General features: G+C 69.6%; 23 protein-coding genes. 12 read left to right on the top strand and 11 right to left on the bottom strand.

The genetic code is table 11. The features are described from left to right. Positions 1 to 137 precede the first annotated feature (137 nt). The 3 genes from aroA to bcp are packed head-to-tail and all read left to right on the top strand — an operon-like array spanning position 138 to position 3,065. Positions 138 to 1,499: a 3-phosphoshikimate 1-carboxyvinyltransferase gene (gene aroA, locus BJQ95_RS03120; protein WP_130178627.1), complete on the top strand. Its 1,362-nt coding sequence runs from the start codon at positions 138 to 140 to the stop codon at positions 1,497 to 1,499. A 10-nt stretch (positions 1,500 to 1,509) separates the two neighbouring features. Continuing rightward, positions 1,510 to 2,574, top strand: a complete 1,065-nt coding sequence (gene rsgA / locus BJQ95_RS03115; protein ID WP_130178628.1) for a ribosome small subunit-dependent GTPase A — start codon at positions 1,510 to 1,512, stop codon at positions 2,572 to 2,574. A gap of 17 nt (positions 2,575 to 2,591) precedes the next feature. Then, positions 2,592 to 3,065, top strand: coding sequence for a thioredoxin-dependent thiol peroxidase (gene bcp / locus BJQ95_RS03110; RefSeq protein WP_130178629.1), 474 nt, complete (start codon positions 2,592 to 2,594; stop codon positions 3,063 to 3,065). 385 nt (positions 3,066 to 3,450) lie between these two features. Here the strand turns inward: bcp and BJQ95_RS03105 are convergent, their stop codons facing one another. Continuing rightward, on the bottom strand, positions 3,451 to 3,891 hold the full coding sequence (locus tag BJQ95_RS03105; RefSeq protein WP_240694869.1) for a hypothetical protein: 441 nt from the start codon (positions 3,889 to 3,891) through the stop codon (positions 3,451 to 3,453). A 182-nt stretch (positions 3,892 to 4,073) separates the two neighbouring features. Between BJQ95_RS03105 and BJQ95_RS03100 the strand changes: the two genes are divergently transcribed. Then, positions 4,074 to 4,322, top strand: coding sequence for a WhiB family transcriptional regulator (locus tag BJQ95_RS03100; protein WP_035837005.1), 249 nt, complete (start codon positions 4,074 to 4,076; stop codon positions 4,320 to 4,322). Between the two features lie 87 nt (positions 4,323 to 4,409). Here BJQ95_RS03100 and BJQ95_RS03095 read toward each other — a convergent pair whose 3' ends face one another. Beyond that, positions 4,410 to 5,903, bottom strand: a complete 1,494-nt coding sequence (locus BJQ95_RS03095) for a sensor histidine kinase (protein ID WP_130178630.1) — start codon at positions 5,901 to 5,903, stop codon at positions 4,410 to 4,412. A gap of 99 nt (positions 5,904 to 6,002) precedes the next feature. On the opposite strand from BJQ95_RS03095, the gene BJQ95_RS03090 reads away from it, so the two are divergent. Both BJQ95_RS03090 and BJQ95_RS03085 read left to right on the top strand, forming a co-directional pair. Next, on the top strand, positions 6,003 to 6,509 hold the full coding sequence (locus BJQ95_RS03090; RefSeq protein ID WP_240694870.1) for a hypothetical protein: 507 nt from the start codon (positions 6,003 to 6,005) through the stop codon (positions 6,507 to 6,509). After that, the gene (locus tag BJQ95_RS03085) at positions 6,506 to 8,209 is read left to right on the top strand and encodes a DUF5671 domain-containing protein (RefSeq protein WP_130178631.1); all 1,704 of its coding nucleotides are present in this window, start codon (positions 6,506 to 6,508) and stop codon (positions 8,207 to 8,209) included. The genes BJQ95_RS03090 and BJQ95_RS03085 overlap by 4 nt, the downstream gene beginning before the upstream one ends. Here BJQ95_RS03085 and BJQ95_RS03080 read toward each other — a convergent pair. Beyond that, positions 8,197 to 9,597, bottom strand: a complete 1,401-nt coding sequence (locus BJQ95_RS03080) for a regulator (RefSeq protein WP_130178632.1) — start codon at positions 9,595 to 9,597, stop codon at positions 8,197 to 8,199. The genes BJQ95_RS03085 and BJQ95_RS03080 overlap by 13 nt on opposite strands. A gap of 2 nt (positions 9,598 to 9,599) precedes the next feature. Next, positions 9,600 to 10,256, bottom strand: coding sequence for a hypothetical protein (locus BJQ95_RS03075; RefSeq protein WP_130178633.1), 657 nt, complete (start codon positions 10,254 to 10,256; stop codon positions 9,600 to 9,602). A 137-nt stretch (positions 10,257 to 10,393) separates the two neighbouring features. On the opposite strand from BJQ95_RS03075, the gene BJQ95_RS03070 reads away from it, so the two are divergent. After that, positions 10,394 to 10,717 carry a helix-turn-helix domain-containing protein gene (locus BJQ95_RS03070; protein ID WP_370688366.1) on the top strand — a complete coding sequence of 108 codons (324 nt, stop codon included), beginning with the start codon at positions 10,394 to 10,396 and terminating at the stop codon, positions 10,715 to 10,717. 19 nt (positions 10,718 to 10,736) lie between these two features. Here BJQ95_RS03070 and BJQ95_RS03065 read toward each other — a convergent pair whose 3' ends face one another. Next, a complete protein-coding gene (locus BJQ95_RS03065) occupies positions 10,737 to 11,330 on the bottom strand; it encodes a hypothetical protein (RefSeq protein ID WP_130178634.1) in 594 nt (197 codons plus the stop codon). 205 nt (positions 11,331 to 11,535) lie between these two features. Here BJQ95_RS03065 and BJQ95_RS03060 point away from each other — a divergent pair, with 205 nt between their 5' ends. Further along, entirely contained in the window at positions 11,536 to 12,033 is a 498-nt protein-coding gene (locus BJQ95_RS03060; protein WP_240694871.1) for an Rv3235 family protein, read from the top strand. A 52-nt stretch (positions 12,034 to 12,085) separates the two neighbouring features. Here BJQ95_RS03060 and secA read toward each other — a convergent pair whose 3' ends face one another. The 6 genes from secA to mtrA all read right to left on the bottom strand — a co-directional run bounded on the left by secA (position 12,086) and on the right by mtrA (position 20,652). Then, the gene (gene secA, locus BJQ95_RS03055) at positions 12,086 to 14,902 is read right to left on the bottom strand and encodes a preprotein translocase subunit SecA (RefSeq protein WP_130178635.1); all 2,817 of its coding nucleotides are present in this window, start codon (positions 14,900 to 14,902) and stop codon (positions 12,086 to 12,088) included. A 102-nt stretch (positions 14,903 to 15,004) separates the two neighbouring features. Beyond that, entirely contained in the window at positions 15,005 to 15,709 is a 705-nt protein-coding gene (gene hpf, locus BJQ95_RS03050) for a ribosome hibernation-promoting factor, HPF/YfiA family (RefSeq protein ID WP_130178636.1), read from the bottom strand. 100 nt (positions 15,710 to 15,809) lie between these two features. Further along, on the bottom strand, positions 15,810 to 16,535 hold the full coding sequence (locus tag BJQ95_RS03045) for a ComF family protein (RefSeq protein ID WP_130178637.1): 726 nt from the start codon (positions 16,533 to 16,535) through the stop codon (positions 15,810 to 15,812). A gap of 92 nt (positions 16,536 to 16,627) precedes the next feature. Then, positions 16,628 to 18,310 (bottom strand): LpqB family beta-propeller domain-containing protein, encoded by a 1,683-nt coding sequence (locus BJQ95_RS03040; protein ID WP_165384995.1) that lies wholly within the window; start codon positions 18,308 to 18,310, stop codon positions 16,628 to 16,630. Continuing rightward, complete coding sequence (gene mtrB, locus BJQ95_RS03035; RefSeq protein ID WP_130178639.1) at positions 18,303 to 19,946, bottom strand: MtrAB system histidine kinase MtrB; 1,644 nt, start codon at positions 19,944 to 19,946, stop codon at positions 18,303 to 18,305. The genes BJQ95_RS03040 and mtrB overlap by 8 nt, the downstream gene beginning before the upstream one ends. Positions 19,947 to 19,971: 25 nt before the next feature. Then, positions 19,972 to 20,652, bottom strand: coding sequence for an MtrAB system response regulator MtrA (gene mtrA / locus BJQ95_RS03030; protein WP_130178640.1), 681 nt, complete (start codon positions 20,650 to 20,652; stop codon positions 19,972 to 19,974). A 132-nt stretch (positions 20,653 to 20,784) separates the two neighbouring features. Here mtrA and BJQ95_RS03025 point away from each other — a divergent pair, with 132 nt between their 5' ends. The 4 genes from BJQ95_RS03025 to BJQ95_RS03010 are packed head-to-tail and all read left to right on the top strand — an operon-like array spanning position 20,785 to position 24,861. Then, positions 20,785 to 21,978, top strand: a complete 1,194-nt coding sequence (locus tag BJQ95_RS03025) for a hypothetical protein (protein ID WP_130178641.1) — start codon at positions 20,785 to 20,787, stop codon at positions 21,976 to 21,978. Between the two features lie 41 nt (positions 21,979 to 22,019). Then, the gene (locus BJQ95_RS03020) at positions 22,020 to 22,637 is read left to right on the top strand and encodes a DUF4129 domain-containing protein (RefSeq protein WP_240694872.1); all 618 of its coding nucleotides are present in this window, start codon (positions 22,020 to 22,022) and stop codon (positions 22,635 to 22,637) included. Continuing rightward, positions 22,634 to 23,863, top strand: coding sequence for a DUF4350 domain-containing protein (locus BJQ95_RS03015; RefSeq protein WP_130178643.1), 1,230 nt, complete (start codon positions 22,634 to 22,636; stop codon positions 23,861 to 23,863). The genes BJQ95_RS03020 and BJQ95_RS03015 overlap by 4 nt, the downstream gene beginning before the upstream one ends. Continuing rightward, positions 23,860 to 24,861 carry a MoxR family ATPase gene (locus BJQ95_RS03010; RefSeq protein ID WP_130178644.1) on the top strand — a complete coding sequence of 334 codons (1,002 nt, stop codon included), beginning with the start codon at positions 23,860 to 23,862 and terminating at the stop codon, positions 24,859 to 24,861. Before BJQ95_RS03015 ends, BJQ95_RS03010 begins: the two co-directional genes overlap by 4 nt.

Below are 24,861 nucleotides of genomic sequence, written 5' to 3'. Positions count from 1 at the left end.
CCTCCACGGCTGCCGCGAGGGCGGGTGCTGCGAGAACGGGGGCTGCAAGGTTGCGCTCCATGAGCATGGCTGCTGCCATCTGCTGACCTCCTGGGTGCGATCCTGTAAATCGGTATTCCCGACTATTCTGATAACCGATGTTGATCTCGAGATATTCCAAGCCGGAGTTCGATCCCTACGGCGACAGCTCGCCCGAAGAGACGGATGTCCTCTGGGCGGCTCCCGTCGCGCCCGGGGCGCTGACCGCCACCCTGTCGCTGCCCGGCTCCAAGTCGCTGACCAACCGCGAACTCGTCCTGGCGGCCCTGGCCGACTCTCCCTCAGTGCTCCGCTTCCCGCTGCACTCGCGTGACAGCGACCTCATGGTCGCAGCACTCCAGCAGCTCGGCACGACAATCGAGTCCGTCGACGGCGACGGCGAATACGGCTCCGACCTGCGCATCACACCGGGTGAGCTGTTCGGGTCCACCACCATCGACTGCGGCCTGGCCGGCACGGTGATGCGATTCCTGCCGCCCGTCGCCGCGCTGGCGCTGGGCCCGACCACCTTCGACGGCGATGCCGGCGCAAGGCGCCGCCCGATGGCGACCACCATCAGCTCGCTCAGGGCCCTCGGCGCCGACATCAACGACGACGGCCGCGGAGCGCTGCCGTTCACCGTGCACGGCACCGGCGGCCTGGACGGCGGCGAGATCACCATCGACGCGTCCTCCTCCAGCCAGTTCGTCTCCGGGCTGCTGCTCGTCGCGCCCCGCTTCGCGAACGGCCTGCGACTGCGCAACTCCGGCGAGCGCCTGCCGAGCCTGCCGCACATCGAGATGACGATCCACACCCTCGCCCGGCGCGGCGTCAGAGTCACCAGCCCCGAGGTCGGCGTCTGGAACGTTGCGCCCGGCCCGATCCGCGGCACCGAGGTCGACATCGAACCCGACCTCTCCAATGCCGCACCGTTTCTCGCCGCGGCGCTGGTCGCCGGCGGCAGCGTGACCATCACGGGCTGGCCCGCCGTGACCACCCAGGTCGGTGCGCACCTGGCCGAGCTGCTGCCGCTCTTCGGCGCCACCGTCACCCTCGACGGCGACAGGCTCACCGTCACGGGCACCGGCCGCATCAGCGGCGTCGACCTCGACCTGTCCACGGGAGGTGAACTGGCCCCCACCCTGGTCGGCCTGGCCGCCCTGGCCGACTCGCCGAGTACCATCACCGGCATCGGTCATATCCGCCACCACGAGACCGATCGGCTCGCTGCCCTGGCCACGGAGATCAACAACCTCGGCGGCCACGTCACCGAACTGCCGGACGGCCTGGCCATCGAGCCGCGACCGCTGCACGGCGGCACCTGGCACAGCTACGACGACCACCGGATGGCCACCACCGGCGCCCTGCTGGGGCTGGTCGTGCCCGGCGTCGAGGTGGAGAACATCGGCACGACCGCCAAGACCCTCCCCCAGTTCGCCGAGCTGTGGCACTCTCTGGTGTCCGGCGCGGGCACTCAGTGATGGGCACCGCGTGACGTGGTGGTCGAGCCCGGACGACGACGAGCCGGAGTTCGACGAGTCCAGTGTGCGCATCCGCCCGGGCCGCAAGGGCACCAAGCCGCGCACCAAAACCCGCCCGGAACACGGCGACGCTCTGACCGGACGCATCCTGTCGGTCGACCGCGGCCGGTACACGGTGATGCTCGACGAGAACCAGCCCACCGAACGCCGGGTCACCGCCGCGCGCGCCAGCGAGCTGCGTAAACACGCCGTCGTCACCGGCGACCGCGTCGACATCGTCGGTGACACCACGGGCGCCGAGGGCAGCCTGTCCCGCATCGTGCGCATCGTGCGCCGCGAGACCCTGCTCCGCCGCAGCGCCGACGACACGGATGCCGTGGAGCGCGTGATCGTCGCCAACGCCGATCAGATGCTCATCGTTGTGGCCGCCGCGAACCCGGAGCCACGCATCCGCCTCGTCGACCGCTACCTCGTTGCCGCCTACGACGCCGGGGTCTCCCCCATCCTCTGCATGACCAAGACCGACCTGGCCGACCCGGCCGAGTTCCTGAGCAACTTCGCCGGTCTGGACCTGCCGGTGTTCCAGAGCCGCGACGACGCCATGCCGCTCGAGGCCATCTCCGCCGCGCTGGTCGGTCACGACACCGTCTTCGTCGGCCACTCCGGGGTCGGCAAGTCCACCCTGGTGAACGCTCTGGTGCCCGACGCGCACCGCGCCGTCGGTGTGGTGAACACCGTCACCGGGCGCGGCCGGCACACGTCGTCGTCGACGATCTCGCTGCGGCTCGAAACGGATGCCGGCCGAGGCTGGGTGATCGACACCCCCGGCGTGCGCTCCTTCGGCCTGGGCCACATCAACACCGACAACATCCTGCGCGCCTTCACCGACCTGGCCGTCATCGCCGAGAAATGCCCGCGCGGGTGCACCCACCTGCCCTCCTCGCCCGATTGCGCCATCAACGAGGCCGTTGCCGCCGGAACCCTGGGCGACACCGGGAAGGCGCGCCTGGACTCCCTCCAGCGCCTCCTGGCGACCTTCGCCGCCGCGCCGGCGCACCGGCCGGGTGAGAACTGACCGGGTAGCGTGGTGGAATGACTGATTCCACCCGGCTCGCAGCCGGCGACACAGCCCCCGACTTCACCCTCACCGACCAGAACGGCAACTCGGTCAGTCTGGCCTCCGTGCGCGGCCAGAAGGTTGTGATGTACTTCTACCCCGCCGCCATGACGCCCGGCTGCACCACCCAGGCCTGCGACTTCCGGGACAACCTCGGCTTGCTCGGGGCGGCCGGCTACCAGGTGCTCGGCCTGTCGAAGGACACCCAGGCCCAGCTCGCCCAGTTCGCCGAGAACGACCACCTCACTTTCCCGCTGCTCAGCGACGAGGACCTCGCCGTGCACCGCGCCTACGGCGCCTGGGGTGAGAAGAACCTGTACGGCAAGATCGTCACGGGCGTGCTGCGCTCGACCTTCGTGCTCGACGAGGCCGGCCAGGTCGCCCTGGCCCTGTACAACGTGAAGGCCACCGGGCACGTGGCCAGCCTGCGCAAGAAGCTCGGGATCTAGCTCGCCGCCGGCGCCCAGACCGCCCGCACCCGCAGCATCCCCTTCGCCGTCCGACTGGTTCACAACTCCTGCAATTTCTCCCACACCCCGTCGGCCAGCCCCGTGATTCGGCGGGTGCCGCGTCCGGCTCGGCAGAAATTGCAGGAGTTGCGCTCGTCGCCACCCGGTTTGGCCGACCGATCCAGAAGTGCGTCGGATACGTCCGATCGGATCCCAGGTGCGCGACCGTAGGTGCCGCGCATCCATAACTCCTGCAATTCGACCCGCCTACGGCCAGCAGATGCCGGGATCACGGGCCCGTGGGCGGGTGAAGCGAAATTCTGCAGGAGTGGTGCGCGCCGCCGCGATTCTGGCGGGGCGGCTGCCTCTCGGCGGGGCTCGGGATCTAGCGGGGTTCGCCGGGCCGGGTGGCCTCGAGCACGCTGCGGGTGAAGAGCAGCACGATCACGAGCACCGACGGGATCAGGAGCGCCCAGCCAAGGTCCGGCCTGGCGTAGAAGCCCTGGAAGCAGCCGATGGCGATGAAAACCTGTACCAGTTGCCAGGTCACCGCGGCGGCCCTGATCCAGGACCGTCCCCGGAGGGTCGCCACCGTTATGGTGGACACCCAAGCGGCCGCGACAACGGTGAGCACGAGAATGGCCACGGCGCTCGCGAACGACGTCGGCTGGTCGGTCAGAAGCTCCATGATCAGCCAGACGACGGCCCCCCAGAGGAGGGCAGCTTCGGCGGCCAGGAGCAGCACCAGGGTGATGAGCGCGCGGGACCGGCGGGCGGGCCGGGGCTCGTCCAGGCCGTCCTGGCTGGGGTCGAACGGTTGTCTCACAGCGATATCCCATACAAAACTATTGATTTGACCTCCCTATTATGCGACCATATTTAAGGCCCGGTTGACGCTCACAGGGTGGTGAGCAGATCTCTTCGCAGATCCGACCTTCCTGAAACCTGGCCTTCCCCGCATCTTCGGCCGATCGGCCAGGCATCCCCCCGCAATAAAGGAGCACCCCTATGGATTGGCGCGACAAAGCAGCCTGCCTTACCGCCGACCCGGAACTTTTCTTCCCGGTTGGCAACACTGGCCCCGCAGTAGACCAGATCGAGAAGGCCAAGTCCGTGTGCGCCCGCTGCAACGTCACGGAAGTGTGCCTTCAGTACGCGCTCGAAACCGGGCAGGACTCCGGAGTCTGGGGCGGCCTGAGCGAAGACGAGCGCCGCGCCCTCAAGCGCCGCGCCGCCCGCGCCCGCCGCGCTTCCTAGAGACCGTCTCCCCCACTTCGAAACGGGCGAGCAGCCGTAGCTGCTCGCCCGTTTCGCTGCGTGCGGGGCGGATCAGTCCGGGGCGGATCAGTCGAATTCCATGAAACGCAGCGGAATCTCGATGGTGACCTCTGTGCCGCTGTCCATCATGGTGTGCCAGTCGATCGTGCCGCTGAGCTCACCCTGAATCAGGGTACGCACGATCTGGGTGCCCAGCCCCGACCCGACCTTGCCCTCCGGCATGCCCGACCCGTTGTCGCGGACCCGCACCGTGAGGGTCTCTTCGTTGCGCTCGGCCTCGATGGCGACCTCGCCCTCCCGGCCGGCGAGCCCGTGCTCGACGGCGTTCGTGACGAGCTCGGTCAGCGCCAAGGCCAGCGGCGTCGCGTAGGCACTGGGAAGGATGCCGAAACTCCCGGATGACGTGGGGTGGGCGGTGGTGTTGTGCGCGGATGCCACCTCGGCGATCAGCAGCAGCACCCGGTCGAACACGGTGTCGAAGTCCACGTTCTGGCTGAGGCCTGAAGACAGCGTGTCGTGCACCACGGCGATGGCCGCGACGCGGCGCATGGCCTGATTGAGGGCCTCACGGGCGGTGTCGGAGTGGGTGCGCCGCGCCTGGATCCGCAGCAGCGACGCCACGGTTTGCAGGTTGTTCTTCACCCGGTGGTGGATCTCCCGGATGGTGGCATCCTTGGTGATCAGTTCGCGCTCCTGGTGCCGCAGCTCGGTGACGTCGCGGGAGAGCACGATGGCACCGATGCGTTCACCGCGGTTGCGGATGGGGATCGCGCGCAGCGACACCGTCACTCCGCGCGCCTCGATGTCGGTGCGCCACGGTGCCCGGCCGGTCACGACGAGGGGCAGCGACTCGTCGACGACGGCCTTGCCGCTGAGCAGGCTCGTGGTCACCTCGGCGAGCGACTCGCCCTCGAGTTCGTCGGCGAAGCCCATCCGGTTGAACGCCGACAACGCGTTGGGGCTGGCGAAGGTGGTGACCCCGTCCAGGTCCAGGCGGATCAGGCCGTCCGAGGCGCGGGGTGCGCCGCGCCGCGGACCGGTCGGGGCACCCAGGTCGGGGAAGTCGCCGGAGGCGATCATGGCGAACAGGTCGTTCGCGCAGTCATTGAAGGTCAGCTCCTGCCGGCCGGGGGTGCGCGTCTCGCTGAGGTTGGTGTGCCGGGTGAGCACGGCGATGGGTTCGGGGGTGATCTCGGCGCCGCTGGAGCTGATGCGCCGGCGCACCGGGATGGCCCGAACCCGGGTGGGGGTCTCTTCGTACCAGTCCGGCGCCGTGGTGTCGATGATCTTGGCGGTGTCGAAGGCCTCGGTGACCTGCTTGCGCCATTCGGCCTTGATCTCGTGGCCCACGAAGTCGCGGTAGAACAGGGTCGCGGCGCTGGACGGCCTGGCGTGGGCGACGGCGACGAAGCTGCCGCCGAGGGTGGGCACCCAGACCACGATGTCGGCGAAGGCGAGATCGGCCAGCAGCTGGCCGTCGGCGACGAGCATGTGCAGCCAGTCGACGTCCTCCGCACTATTGCGGCCCTGGGCAAGTACGAGATCACTGAGCGTCGACACGTGACCAGCCTACGGCCGCGGCGGGCCCACTGCTGCCGTGGCTACGGCAAAGCCGGGCGGATGCTGGTGCCGCGGCCGCGGATGCGCCATGCTCGCGATATGACCACCGCAGATCCCGCCCAAGAACCCGGTCCGGCACCGAAGCCGGCCGCCCGGCGCGACCCGGCACTGTTGGTGGTCCTCGGCCTGATCGCCCTGCTCGTGGTGGTCGCGCTGATCGTGGTCTTCACTCGGGGCCAACCCGTTCCGCTCGACGTCGCCACGCCGGGCGGGGTCGTGCAGGCCTACTCCACCGCCGTGCTGGACGGCGATGAGACGACGGCATTGCGCTACCTCACCGTCGGCGCGCGGGCGGACTGCGACCGTACCTCGACGCCGGCGACCGACGACATCCGCATCACCCTCGTCGACACCGTCGAGCGGGAGTCGAGCGCCGATGTGCGGGTGCTGATCGTCACCTCGTACGAGAGCGGCCCGTTCGGGGCGTCGGAGTACGAGTCCGAGGAGGCCTTCGACCTCGTCGAAACCAACGGGGATTGGCTCATCGACCAGGCGCCGTGGCAGCTCACCGTCTGCCAACCCACCAGCCGGGGAGACGACACGTGACCGAGACAGCACACCAGCGGCCCGCACGGCCATCCGCAGCACCGATCGTGCGCCGGGTCGTGGTGTACACGATCCTGTTCGTGCTGGTCGCGCTCACCGCGAGCGGGCTCGGCGACCTGCTCAGCCGGCTGTTCGACGTGGTCACCGGCGAGCTGCTCGCCGGCTCTGACACCACGGGCCTCGCCGTCTCGCTGACCTTCACCTTGATCGGAGGACCCCTGGCCGCGGTCCTGGGCTGGTTCGCCTGGCGGCGCCTGGCCGATCCGGCCGAGCGGGATTCCCTGGCCTGGGCGCTGTATTTGGTCGGCGTCACCACGGTTGCCCTGGTCGTCTCGGCCACGGCGCTGCTCTCAGCCGTCGCCGCCACCGTGACCGGCGATCTGTTCACCGCCGAGGCCGCGACCGGACTGGTCTGGGCCGCAGTGTGGGCCGGGCACAGATTCGTACTGCGCCGAACCCACCGGCGGCCCACCCGGCTACCCGGCACCGCCGCGGTGCTCGGCGGCACCTTCGGGCTGCTGATCGGGGCCGGCGGTGCGATCACCGCGCTCACGATCCTCCTCGACTACGCCATCACCAGCGGCCTAAGTACCGCCGGCGCCGCCGCGTCTGCGGGAGATCCGTGGTGGACCGGCGCCGTGCAGGCGCTGGTCTGGGCGGCCGGCGGCGCGCTGGTGTGGTGGTGGCATTGGCTGCGCGAGGGCGGACGCAGCACCGGAACCGCCCTCGCCGCGGTGGCCCTGGTCGGCGTGGGTATCTTAGGCGGGGCCCTGCTGGCGCTGGCCGGCACCGGCACCGTGCTCTTTGTGCTGTTGCGCCTGGCCTTCGACCGGTCCGACTCGCTGCCAGGGCTCTTCGAACCCCTCGGCGTGGCGTTCGCCGCCGCCCTCGTCGGCAGCCTGATCTGGGTCTACCACCGCGGAGTCGTGTCCCGGCGCACGACCGCCGTCAGGGAGGCGAGCACCCTTGTGACCAGCGGGGTCTCCCTGGTCGCCGCGGCCACCGGGGTCGGCGTCATCGTGAACGCGCTGCTGGCCACGGTGACCAGCCCGCTGGCCGGGCCCGATCCCCGCACCCTGCTGCTCGGCGGAATCAGCTCCCTGCTGGTCGGCGGACCGCTCTGGTGGTTCACCTGGCGCCCGGCCACCGCGACCGCGCCGGAACGGCGCGGCTCCCCCGGCCGTAGCGTGTACCTCGTCGTGGTGTTCGGTATCAGCGCCGTCGTCGCCCTGGTCACGCTCCTGGTGATCGGTTTCCGGCTCTTCGACACGGTTCTCGCCGGCAACCCCGGGCTTCTGGACCGCATCCGCGCGTCCCTGGGGTTACTCGTGGCCACCGGGCTGGTGGCGGCCTACCACTTCAGCGTCTGGCGGCGGGACCGGGCGGAGCTCGCCGCGGCCGCGCCCGCCGCCGCACCCGCCGCTGTGCCCGCCGCTGCCCGGCCCGCCGGCGCAGCGCGGGCGATCGGCGAGGTGGTGCTGGTCATGGGCCCGGGGGCGGCGCCGGTGGTTGACCACCTGCGCCGGCTCACCGGGGCACCCGTCGAGTACTGGCAGCGTTCCGGTGCGGCGACCGTGTTGCCGGATCCCGGCCAGGTCGAACAGGTCATGACCGGCGTCAGCGGCGACCGGATGCTGATCATCGTCGGCGAGAACGGCGCCGTCACCGTGATCGAGCTCGTTCCGGCTCAGGTGGCCTGAACCGGTCGTCGCCAGTCAAACGCGCGTCGCCACTGACGGCGGGGGTGCGCATCCGGAACCGGAAGCAGCTCGTCTCGCACAAAACCGAGGATGCCCAGCCGGGCCGGCGACCGCGGGGCCGCATCCCGCAGGGTGCGGCCCGTCAGCACCGCGGAATCGACGCCGGCCTGGTCGTGCGGCACGAGGACGGCCGCGTCGATGCCACCGAACCTGCGCAGCGCACTGCTCACCTGGCCGGCCGGCGCCGGGCCGACGGCGCTGGCGCGGACCCGGTTCATCACGACGTGCACCCGATCGGTGGTGATCACCTCGGTGAGGTCACCCCAGGCCCGCAGGAACCTGGCCAGGCCGACCGGGTCGGCCAGTCCGCAGGCCACGACCCGGTCGGCGATTCCCAGCGCGGCCAGGGTTGCCGCATTGCGGCGGGGCGCGAACAGATCGCTGGAGATCTCCTCGTCGCTCTCCAGGCTGAATCCGGTGTCGAGCACCACGTAGTCGACCCACCGCTGCAGGGCCGTGATCGTGTCGCTGACCCGCTCGGCCGACAACTCCGGCCACCTCGACGGGCGCCCGATTCCGGTCAACACCCAGAACGCACCCCGCGGCGAGTTGTAACGGTGGGCGATCCGCTCAAGCTCCACCGTGGTCAGGGTGCCGGAGCCGCTCAACCGGCAGGCCGCGGCGAAGCCCGGCGCTTCGTCCAGGAGGCCGAGGCTCGGCGCGATCGAACCGCTGTAAGTGTCAACGTCAGCGAGCACCACGGTGTGTCCCGCGGCCGCTATCTCCGCGGCGATGTTGATCGCCAGGGTGGTGCGGCCCGGCGCCCCAGCCGGACCCCAGACCGCAATGACCGTGCCCGTTCCGGTGAGCCCGGCTCCGGGCTCGTCCGGTGCGGACGCGGCTGCGTCGGTCTCGAACGCCTCGGCCTCGGCGGGCTGCCGCCGGCCCGCCCGCCGCGGCTCCTTCGCCCGTCGCCCAGGCCGTGACCGCCTGGCCGCGACGGGAGGCGCGGCGTCGGCCGGCGGGTCGTCGTCGATGCGCAGGGGAATGTCACCGCCCAACGTCAACACCCTGTCGATGTCGGTCCAGGGGGCGTTGGCGTCGACGACCTCGTGCAGACCCAGCTCGGCCGCGTAGCGGCGTTCGGCATCGGTCGCGGCGAGGGCGACCACGCGGATGCCGTTCGCGTCGCTGACCGCGAGCAGCTCAGCGGTCAGGGTGCCGGCAGTCGCTCCCACGACCAGGGCGTCGGGGGAATGCCGCTCGATCGCGGCGAGCAGTTCGCGCACCGTCGCCGGACGGGCGACGATGACATGCCCGTGCTCGATGATATCGGCGAGCAGCCGGTCTTCGGTGTCCCGGTCCAGGGCGAGAGCGATGAGCGACACCGTCAGCCTCCGATCGGGGCGTTCACGGCCACGAGCGAGAGCGCGTCTTCGTTGGCGATCGCTTCGAGAACGGCCGCGACCTTGTCTTTGGGCACCAGAACCTCCACAGCCCGGCCGCCGCCGGACTGGATCAAACCGGTCGGCTCCAGGATCCGGACGATGGCGGCGCGACCGACGAGCACGGCCGGAGGGCCGAACACCCCGCTGTCGATCTCGCCCGCTGACCACACATCCACGACCGAGCCGGCCTCAAGCCCGGTCGAGAGCCTCCCCCGCAGTTCGAGGACCAGACTCGTCACGCCCTCGCCCGCCCGGGAGCCGACGGCAGCCGCCGGGACCAGCTCACCGGCCGTGACGGTGCGGGTCACCAGCAGTCCGTCGGCCGGAAGCCGGGCGGGGGTGAGGTAGAGTTCCCCGGCGGCCCCGAGCCGCACGTCGGTCTCGACCAGGTCGGCGGCATCCAGACGGTCTCCGACGGCCAGCGACACCCGCGCCGCGTACACCGCGACGGTCCGGTCGCTGCCGGCCACGACGACCCCCACCCCGACGATGGAGGCCACGACGAGGATCAGGCCCAATCCGAACCGCGGGTCGAACCAGAACCGGGTTCTCGTGGGGGTCGTGGGCCTGCCGGGGCCGGCCGGCTGTCCTCGTCTCATGCGCACCTCGTCCGCTGTCCGTCTCGTCTATTCGGGCTGGCTACCATCGTGGCGGGCACGGCCGGTGCGCGCTGAAGTTATCCACAGGTCGTCCGGTGGCCGGGCGGGAATCCCCAACACGACGGATAATCGTTCGCATGAGCGATCCCGTCTCCTCCGCATCCGTGGGCCGATTCCTGACCCTCGCCGACACTGCCCAGATCCTGAACCTCTCCGTCCCCGCCGCGCTGGATCTGGTGCGCTCCGGCGAGTTGCCCGCCATCCGCATCGGCGCCACGGGCGCCTGGCGGGTGGAACGGGTCGTCCTCGAGTCCTACATCGAGGCGAAATACGAGGAGGCCCGCCGGCTGTCGCTCTGGGAGCAATCCGACTTCGCGAACATCCCGGAGCTGTCGGCCGGCCGGATCCTGCGTCCGGATGCGGCGGCAGACCCCACCGGGCCGGACGACGGCCAGCCCTGAACCGCCAGCCCTGACCCGCTCAGTCCAGGCGCACCAGGTGGATCTGGTTCAGTGGCACGATCCGGTACTGCTGCACCTCACCGGCCCGTCTGAGGGTGCCTGCCGCGTGCACCGCCAAGTCCACGTGATCGCGACCCACCCGGTCGATGGTCCCCGTGACCGGCCCCACCCCGGTCCAGATCTCGAGGCTCTTCCGCCGACGGCAGAGGTCGCGCAGCACAAACGGCAGGCCGATGCGGTCCACGAGCCTGGCCTGCACCCCGCTCTCCGGCGCCAGCGACTCCGCTACCTGGTCGGGGTGCAGGACTATCGCGCCGATGGCCGCCAACGGGAGGATGCACTGGGGGGTGCCGGTGCCGGCCTCGAGCAGGTCAGCGGCCAGCCAGTCCCGGCCGAACGTCGTCGGTCGCACCGTGAGCGCCTGGCCGTCGACCATCACCACCCGGAGTACCCGTGAGGACGCCGGGCCGTTCGCCACGCCCGTGAGCCGCTGCCGGAGCGCCAGCCGGCCCAGCCGCAACCGTTCCTCCTCGGCGCGCAGCTCGAGGTCCTCGGCGTTCAACTCGTTCTCGAGTTGACCTTCGAGGTCGTCGAACAGATTGTCCCAGCGCACACCCCGAAGGTAGTCGGCCGCCGAGCCCGACGCTGACGTTATCCACAGCCGCCAAGACAAGCCTAGACAGACCGGTTTTCGGGTGGTTGAGTGTCGGCCAAGACCTCGGCATCCTCGGGGTCCGGTCCGCTGTTCCACCCGCTCGACAGCCACGCCAGCCCGCTCTCTTCGCCGACACCACGGATCCATGCATCTGGAGCAACCCATGAGCGATCCACTTGCCGTGCCAGACCCGCGCCGCTCACCGCCCGCGCACGGGCCGAATCACCACGGGACCCCGCCGGGCGCCGCCGACGGTGTCGACCCCGCCGAGGGGTACCAGGCCGACGACTTCTTCGACCACCAGCCGAGTTCCCGCGCCACGCTGCCCGATCCGGAGCCATTGCTGATCAACCTGACCCGTTGTGTCATCGAGGTTCTGGCCGGCGCCCGGGAGCTGGACCAGCTGGCCCGGTGGGTCAGCGACGACGTCTACCGGCACCTGCTCAAACGGGTGGTGCTGTCGGCCAGGGCCCGCGCGGTGAAGGGACAGCGCGCCCAGCGACCTGCCATCACGATCGGCCGGGTGAGCATCAACGAGCCCAGGGACGGAATCATCGAGGCCGTCGTGATCGTGCACAGCAAGGTGCGGGTGCGCGCCGTCGCCGTGCGCCTGGAGGGACTGGACAACCGCTGGCGGGCCAGCGCCATCAACGTGCTCTGATCGGATGTCCAGAGCAGGTCAACGACGCCGGCCCGCAGGTTCGCTCGGCTGTCTACTTCTTCTTGCCCTGGGTGCGTCGCTCGGCGCGGTTGTTGGCCGCCGGCTTGTCGGACTCGGGGCGCTGGCCGAAGGCGCCGCGCTGCGGCGGGCCGGTGGGTGCGGCCGGTTCGGCGTCGGCGGGTGCGGCGGTGACGGCCGCACGGCGGGCACGGTCGGTCGCGGCCTGCTGGATCTGGCCGCGCTGGTTGCGAACCTCGACCCCGCCGGAGTCGCTCGGGGCGGTGAAGCTCAGCTTCTCCTCCGAGGACTCGGCCGGCGGGGTCAGCCCCTTGGCCGCGACGATCGGCGCGTCGACGGTGCCGGCCGGCTGGGAGACCTCGACCTCGAGGTTGAACAGGAAGCCGACGGTTTCCTCGCGGATCTGGCCCATCATCTGCTGGAACATGGCGAAGCCCTCACGCTGGTACTCGACCAGCGGGTCACGCTGCGCCATCGCGCGCAGGCCGATGCCGTCCTTGAGGTAGTCCATCTCGTAGAGGTGCTCGCGCCAGCGACGGTCGATGACCGACAGCACGACGCGGCGTTCCAGCTCGCGCATCGCGGGTGAGCCGAGCGATTCCTCGCGGCGGGAGTAGGCGACCTTGGCGTCGGAGATAATCTCCCGGCGCATGAAGTCCCGGTTGATCTTGCCCTTGTTGCCCACCTCCGAGATGACCTCGTCGATGGTGAGACCCACCGGGTAGAGCGTCTTCAGTTCGGTCCACAGGGCGTCGAAGTCCCAGTCGTCGCCGTTGCCCTCACCGGTGTGCACATCCAGCACCTCGTCGATGACGTCTTCGAGGAACCGTTGGGTGCGTTCGTGCAGGTCGTCACCCTCGAGGATGTGCCGGCGGTCGCCGTAGATCGCCTCGCGCTGGCGGTTGAGCACGTCGTCGTACTTGAGCACGTTCTTGCGGATCTCGGCGTTGCGACCCTCGACCTGCGACTGGGCGCTGCGAATGGCGCGGCTGACCACCTTGGATTCGATGGCCATGTCGTCGGGGACGCCCTGGCGGCCCATCAGGCTCTCGGCAGCGCCGGCGTTGAACAGGCGCATCAGGTCGTCGGTGAGCGAGAGGTAGAACCGGCTTTCGCCCGGGTCGCCCTGGCGGCCGCTGCGGCCGCGCAGCTGGTTGTCGATGCGTCGCGACTCGTGGCGTTCGGTGCCGAGCACGTACAGTCCGCCGGCGGCGATGACCTTGTCGGCTTCCTCCGACACCTCGGCCTTGACTGCGGCGAAAACGTCGTCCCATTCCTTCTCGTACTCGTCGGGGGTCTCCACCGGGCTCAGGCCCTTGGCGTTCATCGCGGCGACGGCGAGGAACTCGGCGTTGCCGCCGAGCATCACATCGGTGCCACGGCCGGCCATGTTGGTGGCAACGGTGACCGAGCCCAGGCGCCCGGCCTGGGCGACGATGGCAGCCTCACGGGCGTGGTTCTTGGCGTTCAGGACCTCGTGGCGAACACCCTTCTTCGCCAGCAGGCGGGAGAGGTACTCGCTTTTCTCGACGCTGGTGGTGCCCACCAGGACCGGCTGGCCGTTGGCGTGGCGTTCGACGATGTCTTCGACGACCTGGCCGAACTTGGCCTCTTCGTTCTTGTAGATCAGGTCGGACTGGTCGATGCGCTGCATCGGCTTGTTCGTGGGGATGGCGACGACGCCGAGCTTGTAGGTGCTCATGAATTCGGCGGCTTCGGTCTCGGCGGTTCCGGTCATGCCGGAGATCTTCGAGTACAGGCGGAAGTAGTTCTGCAGGGTCACCGTGGCCAGGGTCTGGTTCTCGGCCTTGACCGCCACGCCCTCCTTGGCCTCGATCGCCTGGTGGATGCCCTCGTTGTAGCGGCGGCCCATCAGGATCCGGCCGGTGTGCTCGTCGACGATGAGCACCTCGCCGTTCATGACGACGTAGTCCTTGTCCTTCTTGAACAGGGCGTTGGCCTTGATGGCGTTGTTCAGGAACGAGATCAGCGGGGTGTTCGCCGACTCGTAGAGGTTGTCGATGCCGAGGTAGTCCTCGACCTTTTCGATGCCGGGTTCGAGCACACCGACGGTGCGCTTCTTCTCGTCGACCTCGAAGTCCTCGTCGACGACGAGGCGCTTGGCGAGGCTGGCGAACTCGGTGAACCAGCGGTTCGCCTCCCCCGACGCGGGGCCGGAGATGATCAGCGGGGTGCGTGCCTCGTCGATGAGGATCGAGTCGACCTCGTCGACGATGGCGTAGTAGTGACCCCGCTGCACCATGTCGGTGGCCTGCCACGCCATGTTGTCGCGCAGGTAGTCGAAGCCGAACTCGTTGTTCGTGCCGTAAGTGATGTCGCAGGCGTACATCTCGCGACGCTGCGCCGGGGTCTGGCCGGAGACGATGCATCCGGTGGTCATGCCCAGGGCGCGGAACACGCGGCCCATCAGCTCACTCTGGTAGCTGGCCAGGTAGTCGTTCACCGTGATCACGTGCACACCACGGCTGGTGATGGCGTTCAGGTAGGCGGCGGTGGTGGCGACCAGGGTCTTGCCCTCACCGGTTTTCATCTCGGCGATGTTGCCGAGGTGCAGGGCGGCGCCGCCCATGAGCTGCACGTCGAAGTGGCGCAGACCCAGGGTGCGGGTCGAGGCCTCACGCACCGCGGCGAACGCCTCGGGCAGCAAATCGTCCAGCGACTCACCGCCCGAGTAGCGCTCACGCAATTGCACGGTTTCGTTCTTCAGCTCCTCATCGCTGAGGGTGCTGAAGTCGTCTTCCAGCGCATTGATGGCCTTTGCGTAGCTCTCGAGCCGACGCAGAATGCGCCCCTCGCCAACACGAAGAACTTTTTCCAGTATTCCGGCCACGAATGCACTCCACTAGTCGTCACGGCGTGGGTGAACACGCCTGTCGTCCGGTCGGACGCACGTAGCGCCGACCTAGCCGGCAACTATAGCAATGCTAGTTGGTCAGGAGCTGGACTGGCTGGACACCGCGGCCAGCACCCCGGCCTGCTCGGAGTTCGGATCCAGTTCGATGACGCCGTAGTCCCAGCCCTTGCGCCGGTAGACGACGCTGGGCCGGTGGGATTCGGCGTCCTGGAACAGGTAGAAGTCGTGGCCGACCAGTTCCATGAAGTACAGGGCGTCGTCCACCGTCATCGGGGCAGCGGAGAAGACCTTGCGCCGGATGACCACCGGGCTGTAGACCTCGTCGACCTCGTCGGCCACCTCGGCCTCGTCGGACACCACCTGGATCGCCCCGGTCCGCACCCGCTCCAGGGTCTCACCGTCGGCTGGGACGATGTCGATCACGGCAAAGCCGGTGGACGAGGCATCGTGCAGCGACGTGGGGCGGTGGGCCCCTCCGCGGTGCACCTTGCGGCGGTCCTTGGCCCGGCGCACCCGCTCGAGGAGTCGGCCGAGTGCGATGTCGAAGGCTGCGTACTTGTCGCCTCCTTCGGCTTCGGCCCGAACGACGGGCCCTTTGCCGATGAGCGTGAGTTCCACGCGGTCGTTACCGGCGGCGCCGCTCTTTTCGGTGTGACGACTGACCTTGATTTCCAGGGCGAGGGCCTTATCGGCGAGGCCGGCGATCTTCTCGGCCTTCTCCGTCGCATATTCCCGGAAGCGATCAGTGATCCCCAGGTTCCGTCCAACAATGTTAGTTTCCATGACGACCTCCAGATCTGGCGAACCGCCCCTGATCCGGGCGATTGGTACGCGCCTTTGGCACCAACCGTAGTCGCGCCGACCGGATATGTCACAGCTTTTGTCAATCAGTTTCCCGTGAACGGTAGATGTCGGGATGGCGCCGGCGGGTTTGGGCGACTGTGGCCGCCCCGACCACCTCGCCGCCGGCCTGCCGAATGGCTCGCCGCGCCTCCAGCAGAGTGGCCCCGGTTGTGACGATGTCATCAACGAGCACGATCCGGCTCCCCACGAGAGACCGGGTGGCCCGCAACGAGCCGCTGCGGTTGTCCAGCCGCTGCTGCCGGCCCAGCCCGACCTGGTCCGCCACGGTACCGCACGGCCGAAGGGCCGCTGTCGCTCGCAGGCCTGCCCGGCGCAGCAGCAGGTCGACGGGATTGAAACCACGCGCCCGCCAGGCGCGGCGGGAGGACGGCACCGTGACCAGCAGGATGCCGCCGTCGGCCGGTTCAGGAGGTGCGGCCGGCTGGGCGGCCCGCACGGCCGCCGCCACCGCCAGGCGGAGTGCCGCGGCGAGCGCCGGCGCGGCATCCGTTCGCCCCCCGTCCTTGTACGCGACCAACACCCGGCCGACCACGTCGGAATAGTCCAGTGCCGACCAGACCGTGAGGTCCTCACGGTACGCGGCCGTCGGCGTGCCCGTGAGGGCGCCCGAGCAGGCGGTGCAGAGCGCCCGGTCTGCTCGGCCGCAGCCGCTGCACTCGGTGGGCATGAGTACCGCCCAGGCATCGAGGATGGCGTCGCGGGCGAACGCGCGCACCGCCTCCAGCACCGGTTGGCCACTGATCATCCCGCCAGCGTCGCGCGCTCGCGCCATCCAGCCGGCCCGGCCGGCACTCCTGTGCGTCGGCACGGACGGGACCTTGGTGTGGAGGAGCGCTGTCAGCCGCCGGTGCCCTGCTGGGTCGCCACGAGCGTGACCGCGTCGATGCGTTCCTGCCAGCCGATTCCGCGCTGCACCAGAAGCGAGCCGTCCACCGACAGTGCCCTCAGGTCGCGCAGCAGATTGCTCCCCGTGATGGTGCTGATTCCCGCCGACGATTCGAGCTGCACACTGGCGCCACCGATCTCGTGTGCGGTAATGCGGTTTTCGCCGTCCGGCTGCAGGCTCAGGTACGCCACCGTGGCCTGGTCGATCCAGGTGGCGTCGACCGGGGTCCCGGTGTCTGCGGCCAGCTGCACGGGGTCGCCCAGGCCGACCGGGGCGCCGTTCTCCCGCAGCACCGCGGCCATCACCAGGCGCAGTTCGCCGGCTGCGCGGAGCAGCGCGATCACCCGGGTGCCGTCTCGGGAGACCTTCAGCGCCGTGATCGCCGACGCATCCTGCCAGGGTGTCGGAACGGCCTGCGCGGCGCCCTGGGTGTTGTACACGAAGAGTTCGTTCGGCCGGTCCGTCGGAACCGACCAGACGTACCCGGAGCCGTCGATGGACGGTGCGAGGAGGTTCAGCCGGGGATCCAGTTGCCTGGCGTCCTCGCCCACCCTGACCCCGTAGACCCCGGATCCGGTGAGGACCGCCGCCGCTGTCTGCGAGGGTGACAGGGTGACCGCGCTGGGGGTGAGGGCGGCGATGGACTCCGACAGCCCGGAGAGCAGGCTGATGGTCTTCCCGGTCGCGGCGAGGAAGCCGAATTCACCGTCCCGCAGCACCAGGGCCCGCGCATCCACCCGGGGATTCACCTGGGGTTCGTTGCCCCCGAGCGCGGCGATGTCCTGAGAGTTGCGGTTGATCGTGATCGTGACGGTGAGACCGGCCGGCAGGCTGTTCTCCAGTTGGCTCTTCATCCGCTGCAGGGCCACCGCGTCGGCGTTCAACGCTTCGCTGTTCAGGTCCACCTTGGCGTCCCTGGCCACGACGGTGACGGCGTCCGCGGTGAGGGCAGTGCCCTCGGGGAAGGCCGACGTCACCGCGCCGGCGAGCCATTCGCTGGGTCCGCTGAGCACACCATTGACGATTTTGGTCGGCATGGAAGCCCCGCGCGGGTACCAGCGCACGTCGGGCACCAGGAACTGGTAGTCCGGGTCGAAGAAGTACAGCGACTGCGCACTGAAGACGTCCTCGAAGGTGCTCTGGTCGAGCACGGTGCCGTTGGGGGCCGCGCTGATCCGCCACTCGCCGTCCACCTGCGCGAATTCATAGCGGAGCTGCACATTCGCCGACGCGACATCCTCGTGGTACTCGCCGATCGAGTTGACCTCGGCCACCGGCCGTACCGACACGAGCATCGCGGTCTCGTCGACGGGGGCGATGATGCGGCCGGAGCCGTCCTCCACGGTGACACCGCTGTCGGACTTCCAGGTGTCGCTGAAATCGGCTGTCAGGAATTCCCTGGCGATCTCGTAGTTGTTGTCAGGGCTCGTGGCGGCGCCGATGAATCCGGTCAGGATCTCTTCCATCGACGCCCCGTCGCGTGGCCGGTCGGGGAGGAAGACCGGGGCCGGGTTCTCGCCGGCCACCACGTCCTGCCCGGCCTGCACGACGCCGTTGCGAGGGATGCTCGAGCACCCGCCGAGCAGCAGGGTCAGCGCGGTGACGACGGCGAGGAGCCTGCCCGGGCTACGCATGGTGGTCTCTCCTCGGTTCGGCGTGCGGCGACACGAACCCTGTCGTCTCGGCATCCGCCGGCGGCAGGGGGTTGGGCGAAACGGTCAACGTGGCGCCGGCGGTGCGGGGCAGGGTCAACCGGAAGCAGGACCCGGCGCCGGGGCTTGACCAGACCTGCAGCCAGCCGCGGTGCACTGCGGCGTCCTCGAGGGAGATCGCCAGGCCGAGCCCGGTGCCGCCGATGGTGCGCTTGCGGGACGGGTCCGCACGCCAGAACCTGTCGAACACGTGACTGATCTCGGCCTGGGTCATGCCCATCCCGTGGTCCCGCACCGACAGCGCCACCGCGGATTCGTTGCTGTCCACCGACACGACGATCGGTTTGCCCTCGCCGTGTTCGATGGCGTTCCCGATGAGGTTGTTGACGATTCGGCGCACCCGGCGGGGATCCATCTCGGCGGCCAGGTGCCCGCCTGGCGCGACCAGCCTGAGGTCGCTGCCCTTGGAGTCACCGAGCGAGCGCATACTGTCGATGACGTCCTCCGCCAGGTGGACGAGGTTGGTGGGTTCGGACTCGAGCTGGACGGAGCCGGCGTCGTAGCGGCTGATCTCGAGCAGGTCGGCGAGGAGCAGCTCGAAGCGCTCCACCTGGGCGTGCAGCAGCTCCGCGGTGCGTTCGGTGGCCGGCGGGAACGTGGCCCGCTGGTCGTAGAGGAGATCACCGGCCAGTCGGATGGTGGTCAGGGGGGTGCGGAGCTCGTGGGAGACGTCGGAAACGAAACGCTGCTGCACCTCGGACAGGTCGGCGAGTTCCTTGATCTGGCTTTGCAGGCTGTCGGCCATGCCGTTGAACGACCGGGCCAGAGTCGCGATCACGTCCTCGCCCTTTTCTGGGATACGAACGCCCAGGTCACCGGAAGCCAGCTTCTGACTGGTCTCCGCCGCGACCTGGATCGGCGAGACGACGAAGCGCACGACGATCCAGGTGACCGCGCCGATCAGAACGATCAGGGCCAGCCCGGCACCGCCCAAGGTGCGCTGGACGAAGAGCAGGGTCGATTCGGCGTCGGCGAGACTGTAGCCGATGTATAGCTCGTACCGGCCGGCAACGGGGACGGTGATCTGTGAGCCGACGACGATGCCGGGGATGGATGAGCCGTCGTCGGAGGCCAGCGTCACCGACTGCCAGAACTGCCCGTCCACGTCGTCTTGCACGGTATCCCGCAGATCCGATGAGATGACGGCAGTGTTGGTCCCGAACGTGGACGAGTCCTGGGGTGCGACGGTAGACGATTCCTGCCCCGGCACCCTGAAGACGGCGACCAGCCGGCTCGATGACGCCGCGGAGATCGACGTGCGTGCGGACTCCAGCAGGGTCTGCACCTGCACCCTGTCCGCGGCATCCGAGGAGTCCAGGATGCCCTGGGCGGCCCCGGTGGCCCGGTTGGAATCGACCAGGACCTGGGTCAACCGGGACTGGAACAGGTCGTTTCCCACGCTCACCGACATGTAGACGCCCACCAGCCCGATGGCGGCACCGGACGCCGCCACCGTGATGGCGACGGTGCGGAACTGCAGGGAGGACCGCCAGCTGCGCCGCAGTCGCCGGGTCAGGCGACGCCACGATCCCCAGGACCGCCAGTCCACCCTGTCCATATCGAACCGCGCCGCCACCGTGTCCCTAGCCGGCCGCGCCGGCGCGGTAGCCGACACCGCGCACCGTCATCACGATGCGGGGGTTGTCAGGGTCGTCCTCGACCTTGGCGCGCAAACGCTGCACGTGCACATTGACCAGCCGGGTGTCGGCCTTGTAGTGATAGCCCCACACCTGTTCGAGGAGCATCTCGCGGGTGAAGACCTGCGCGGGCTTGGAGGCCAGCGCCAGCAGCAGGTCGAACTCCAGCGGGGTGAGGTTGATGCTCTGGTCGCCGCGCTTCACCTCGTGACCGGCCGCGTCGACGACGAGGTCGCCGATCTGCAGGTTGGCGGGAGTCTCCACCGGAACCGGACGCAGCCTCGTGCGAATCCGGGCCACCAGTTCCTTGGGGTTGAACGGCTTGACCATGTAGTCGTCCGCGCCGGACTCCAGCCCCTTGACCACATCGGTCGTGTCTGACTTCGCCGTCAGCATGATGATGGGGGTGCCCGATTCGGCCCGGATCAAGCTGCAGACCTCGATGCCGTCCAGGCCGGGCAGCATGAGATCCAGGAGGACCAGGTCGGGCACGACGCTGTGGAACGCGTCGAGCGCCTGCGCCCCATCCGCGCAGAAGTGCGGCTCGAAGCCTTCACCCTGCAGCACGATGCCGATCATCTCAGCGAGTGCGGGGTCATCGTCGACAACCAGAATGCGTGAGTTCATTGATCCGTTTTCCGCCCGGTCACCGGCAATAACGCGCACGACACGGGCAATCTCTGGCACAAGAGTAGTCGACACGGCTCCGAGATGGCGCACAGGCCACACAGCGCAGTCCGGGTATGCCAGCATGGAGGCGTGACGGACCCTGACTGGCACCCCCCGACCAACTCCCCCGACGTGCCTCGCTACGGCGAATACGCCCAGGGGGGCACACCCGGCGCTGCCCAGCCGGCCCCGGTCGGCGGCTATCGGCCCGGCACGCCGCCCGCCTGGACCCCGCCGCCCAAGCCCGGCCTGATCCCGCTGCGCCCGCTCGGTTTCGGCACCCTACTGGGGGCGCCCTTCCAGGTCTTGCGGCGCAACCCCAAGGCCACCTTCGGCAGTGCGCTGATCGTGCAGGGCGCCACGCTCCTGGTCACCCTCCTGGTCGTCGGCGTAGTGAGCTTCTTCGCCCTCAGCCGGGTCGCGTCGGCGCCGATCGACGAACAGGATGCCGTCGAGGCCGGCGCGATGCTCACCATCGTGCTGTCCGCCCTCGTGCCGGTCGCCCTGGCCATCGTCGCATCCGCGCTTCTGCAGGGTGTGATTGTGCTCGAGGTTGCCCGGGCCACGCTGGGCGAGAAACTGCGCCTCGGCACGCTGTGGCGCCGGGTGGGCCGGCGGGTGTGGCCGCTGGTCGGTTGGACCCTGCTGCTCAGCGGGGCACTGCTGGTCGGCGTGCTGCTCATCGGCGGGCTGGTGTTCGTGTGCGTGCTCCTCGGCGGCGGCTGGATCGCTTTGGCCGTGATCGTCGGAGTCTTCGGCGGGCTGGGGCTCGTCGCACTTGGAGCCTGGGTCAGCACCAAGACGGCCGTCGTACCGAGCCTGATCGTGCTGGAACAGCTGAGCATCCGGCAGTCGATCCGGCGCTCGTGGTCGCTGACCGGCGGATTCTTCTGGCGCACCCTGGGCGTGTTGCTGCTCATCTCGGTCATCGTGAACGTGGTCGCACAGGTGGTCACCACCCCGCTGTCGCTCCTGTTCGGCGTGGTGCTCAGCCTGATCGACCCGAACGCCGCCTTCGAGTCCTACATCCCGGCCGGCGTGCTCTACATCCTCACGTTGCTGATCGGTCTGGTCATTGGCGCCGTCACCGCGGTCGTGCAATCGGCCGCCGTCGCCCTTATCTACATCGACCTGCGGATGCGTAAGGAAGGCCTCGACCTTGAACTGCAGCGTTTCGTCGAGGCGGCACCGGGCACCGAGGCAACCGATCCCTACCTCGCCCACACCGCGCCAGCTGCCGCCGACGCTGCAACCCGCCCCGGCCCGGGGTCGCCCTGGGCATGATCGCGGGGTGGGGGCTGGTCCGGCCGGGAATGGATATCCCGGTGGAACCCAGCGCGCCCGACGCGCAGCAATGGCTGCGCGACGAACTCGCCAAGGCGCCGTACCAGGCAGCCCAGCCGACCTGGTTCGACCGGCTTTCCCAGGCCATCCTGGACTGGTTCTCCTCCCTCACCTTCGGCGGCGACGGCAGCAACGGCTGGATCCCGCTGATCGCCACAGTGCTCGGCATCGCCCTGCTGGTCGCCGCGATCCTCGTGTTCGGGCTGCCCCGGCGAGCCCGCCGCCGCAAGAGCGCCGCCGGATTGTTCACCTCCGACGATCGCCGCACCGCAGACCAGCTCCGCAAATCCGCCGCTGCGGCGGCATCGGCCGGCGACTGGACCCTCGCCAGCGAGGAAGCCTTCCGGGCCATCGCGCAGGGTCTGGCGGAACGCACGGTCCTGCGGCCGACGCCGGGAACGACGGCGCACAGCGTCGCCGAACTCGCTGCCGCGGCGTTCCCGGATGAACGGGCCCGGCTGCGCAACGGCGCGAACGTGTTCGAAAGCGTGCGCTACCTCGGCGGCACGGGAACCGAGCAGGGCTACACCGACCTGGTCGCCCTTGACGCCGCTCTGCGGGCCGCCCGGCCGCGTGCGGTGACTCCGGTGGCCCCGTGAGCCGGGTGTCGAGCACGCCCACGATTCGCGGGGCGCTGCGTCGTTCCTCGTTCTGGGTCATCGCCGGAGCCGGCGCCCTGCTGGTCGCCGTCATCGGTTTCGTCGTCGCCGGGGCAGGGGGCACCGCCGGTCCGCGGCTCGGGGCCGAGAACCCCGCCCCGGCCGGCGCGATGGCCGTCGTCGAAGTGCTCCGGCAGCAGGGCGTGACCGTCGTACCCGTCGACACCCTCGACGAGGCCGACGCCGCGACCGCCGCGGCGGGGACGGCCACCCTGTTCGTCTCCGACGAGTCCGGCTACCTCAGCTCGGACCAGCTCGGCCGGCTGGGCACCCTGGCCTCCCAGACCGTCATCGCCGACCCCGACTTCCTCGCCCTGCAGGCCCTGGCTCCCGAGGTCGGCTTCGGCGGCGTGTCAACGGCGGATGCGCCCGCTGCCCAGTGCACGGTTGCCGCCGCCGAGCGAGCCGGAACGATCTCACCAGGCGGCAAGACCCTCGGACTGCCCGCCGACACGGCCGGCTACGAGGGCTGCTTCCCCGGCGACAACAACACCTACTCGGTGATCGAACGGGTCACCGATGCGGGCACCATCACCCTGGTCGCCGACACCGCGGTGTTCGCCAACGACGAGATCGCCACCTACGGCAACGCCGCCCTGGCGCTCAATCTCCTCGGCAGCACCGACACCCTGGTCTGGTACCTGCCGACCCTGGCGGACGTGCCCGTCACCGGCCCGCCCTCCCTCGGCGCGCTCACCCCGGGCTGGGTCACGCCGGTGATACTCCTGCTGGCGGCCGTGACCATCGCCGCCATGGTCTGGCGCGGCCGCCGGTTCGGGCCACTGGTCGCGGAGAACCTGCCCGTCGTCGTGCGGGCCAACGAAACCATGGAGGGCCGCGCCCGGCTCTACGCCAGGGCCAACGCGCGGCTGCGCGCCGTTGACGCTATCCGGATCGGTGCGGTGGGCCGGATGGCCCAGACCGCCGGATTGCCCAGGACCGCCCCGGTCGACCTGGTGATCCGTACCGTCGCCGCGCTCACTGCCCGACCGCCGGACCAGGTGCACGCCGTGCTTCTCGGAGAGGTTCCGGGCAGCGACGCCGCCATGATGGACCTCTCCGACGCCGTCGACGAGTTGGAACGCGCCACCACCCTCGCTGCGCGCCCGCCAGGTGCCGGGCCCTCCCCCACAGCTCCCCCGTCAACTGGAAGAATGGAACCATGACCAGTCACGCCTCGACATCCGCCGAGATCAGCCCCGCCGACGGCTCGACCGACAGCCTGCGCCGGGCCCTCACCCAGGTGCGCACCGAGGTGGGCAAGGCCGTCGTCGGGCAGGACGGCGCCGTCACCGGGCTGATCATCGCCCTCCTCTCCCGCGGCCATGTGCTCCTGGAGGGTGTCCCCGGGGTGGCCAAGACCCTGCTGGTGCGGTCCCTGAGCCACGCCCTGAGCCTGGACACCAAACGGGTTCAGTTCACCCCGGACCTGATGCCGGGCGACGTGACCGGGTCGCTCATCTACGACGCGAAGGCCGGGGAGTTCGAGTTCCGCAACGGGCCTGTCTTCACCAATATCCTGCTCGCCGACGAGATCAACCGCACCCCACCCAAGACCCAGTCCGCCCTGCTGGAGGCCATGGAGGAACGCCAGGTCAGCGTGGACGGGCTGTCCCTACCGCTGCCGGAACCCTTCATCGTGGCCGCGACGATGAACCCGATCGAATACGAGGGCACCTACACTCTCCCGGAGGCTCAGCTGGACCGGTTCCTGCTGAAGCTTGTGCTCGACATTCCCGAGCGCGACGTCGAGCTCGAGGTGCTTCGCCGGCACGCGACCGGTTTCAGCCCGCGCGACCTCACCGCAGCCGGGGTCACCCCGGTGCTCGGCGCCGCCGAACTCGCCGCCGCCCAGGCCTCCGTCGCTGCCGTCGGTGCGAGCCCCGACGTCCTGGCATACATCGTCGACCTGGCCAGGGCCACCAGGCATAGCCCGTCGGCCAAGCTGGGGGTGAGCCCCCGGGGCACCACCGCCCTGCTCGCCGCGGCCAAGGCCTGGGCCTGGCTCAGCGGCTACGAGTCGATCACGCCCGACCACGTGCAGGCCATGGTGCTCCCGGTCTGGCGGCACCGCATCCAGCTGCGCCCGGAGGCAGAGCTCGAGGGGATCACCGTCGCCACGATCCTGCACGGCGTGCTGCAGCAGGTCCAGGTTCCGATCTAA

Origin of the sequence: Cryobacterium sp. SO1 (assembly GCF_004210215.2) — a bacterium.
GTDB lineage: Bacteria > Actinomycetota > Actinomycetes > Actinomycetales > Microbacteriaceae > Cryobacterium.
Note: the sequence above shows the minus strand (reverse complement) of the source record. Positions and strands in the feature narration are given on the sequence as shown.

What these genes read in the sequence shown, in the direction of transcription:
- aroA (WP_130178627.1), top strand. Translation starts at nt 138, where the DNA reads ATGTTGATCTCGAGATATTCCAAGCCGGAGTTCGATCCCTACGGCGAC.
- bcp (WP_130178629.1), top strand. Translation starts at nt 2,592, where the DNA reads ATGACTGATTCCACCCGGCTCGCAGCCGGCGACACAGCCCCCGACTTC.
- BJQ95_RS03100 (WP_035837005.1), top strand. Translation starts at nt 4,074, where the DNA reads ATGGATTGGCGCGACAAAGCAGCCTGCCTTACCGCCGACCCGGAACTT.
- BJQ95_RS03090 (WP_240694870.1), top strand. Translation starts at nt 6,003, where the DNA reads ATGACCACCGCAGATCCCGCCCAAGAACCCGGTCCGGCACCGAAGCCG.
- BJQ95_RS03075 (WP_130178633.1), bottom strand. Translation starts at nt 10,256, where the DNA reads ATGAGACGAGGACAGCCGGCCGGCCCCGGCAGGCCCACGACCCCCACG.
- BJQ95_RS03070 (WP_370688366.1), top strand. Translation starts at nt 10,394, where the DNA reads ATGAGCGATCCCGTCTCCTCCGCATCCGTGGGCCGATTCCTGACCCTC.
- BJQ95_RS03060 (WP_240694871.1), top strand. Translation starts at nt 11,536, where the DNA reads ATGAGCGATCCACTTGCCGTGCCAGACCCGCGCCGCTCACCGCCCGCG.
- hpf (WP_130178636.1), bottom strand. Translation starts at nt 15,709, where the DNA reads ATGGAAACTAACATTGTTGGACGGAACCTGGGGATCACTGATCGCTTC.
- BJQ95_RS03045 (WP_130178637.1), bottom strand. Translation starts at nt 16,535, where the DNA reads ATGATCAGTGGCCAACCGGTGCTGGAGGCGGTGCGCGCGTTCGCCCGC.
- BJQ95_RS03040 (WP_165384995.1), bottom strand. Translation starts at nt 18,310, where the DNA reads ATGCGTAGCCCGGGCAGGCTCCTCGCCGTCGTCACCGCGCTGACCCTG.
- mtrB (WP_130178639.1), bottom strand. Translation starts at nt 19,946, where the DNA reads ATGGACAGGGTGGACTGGCGGTCCTGGGGATCGTGGCGTCGCCTGACC.
- mtrA (WP_130178640.1), bottom strand. Translation starts at nt 20,652, where the DNA reads ATGAACTCACGCATTCTGGTTGTCGACGATGACCCCGCACTCGCTGAG.
- BJQ95_RS03010 (WP_130178644.1), top strand. Translation starts at nt 23,860, where the DNA reads ATGACCAGTCACGCCTCGACATCCGCCGAGATCAGCCCCGCCGACGGC.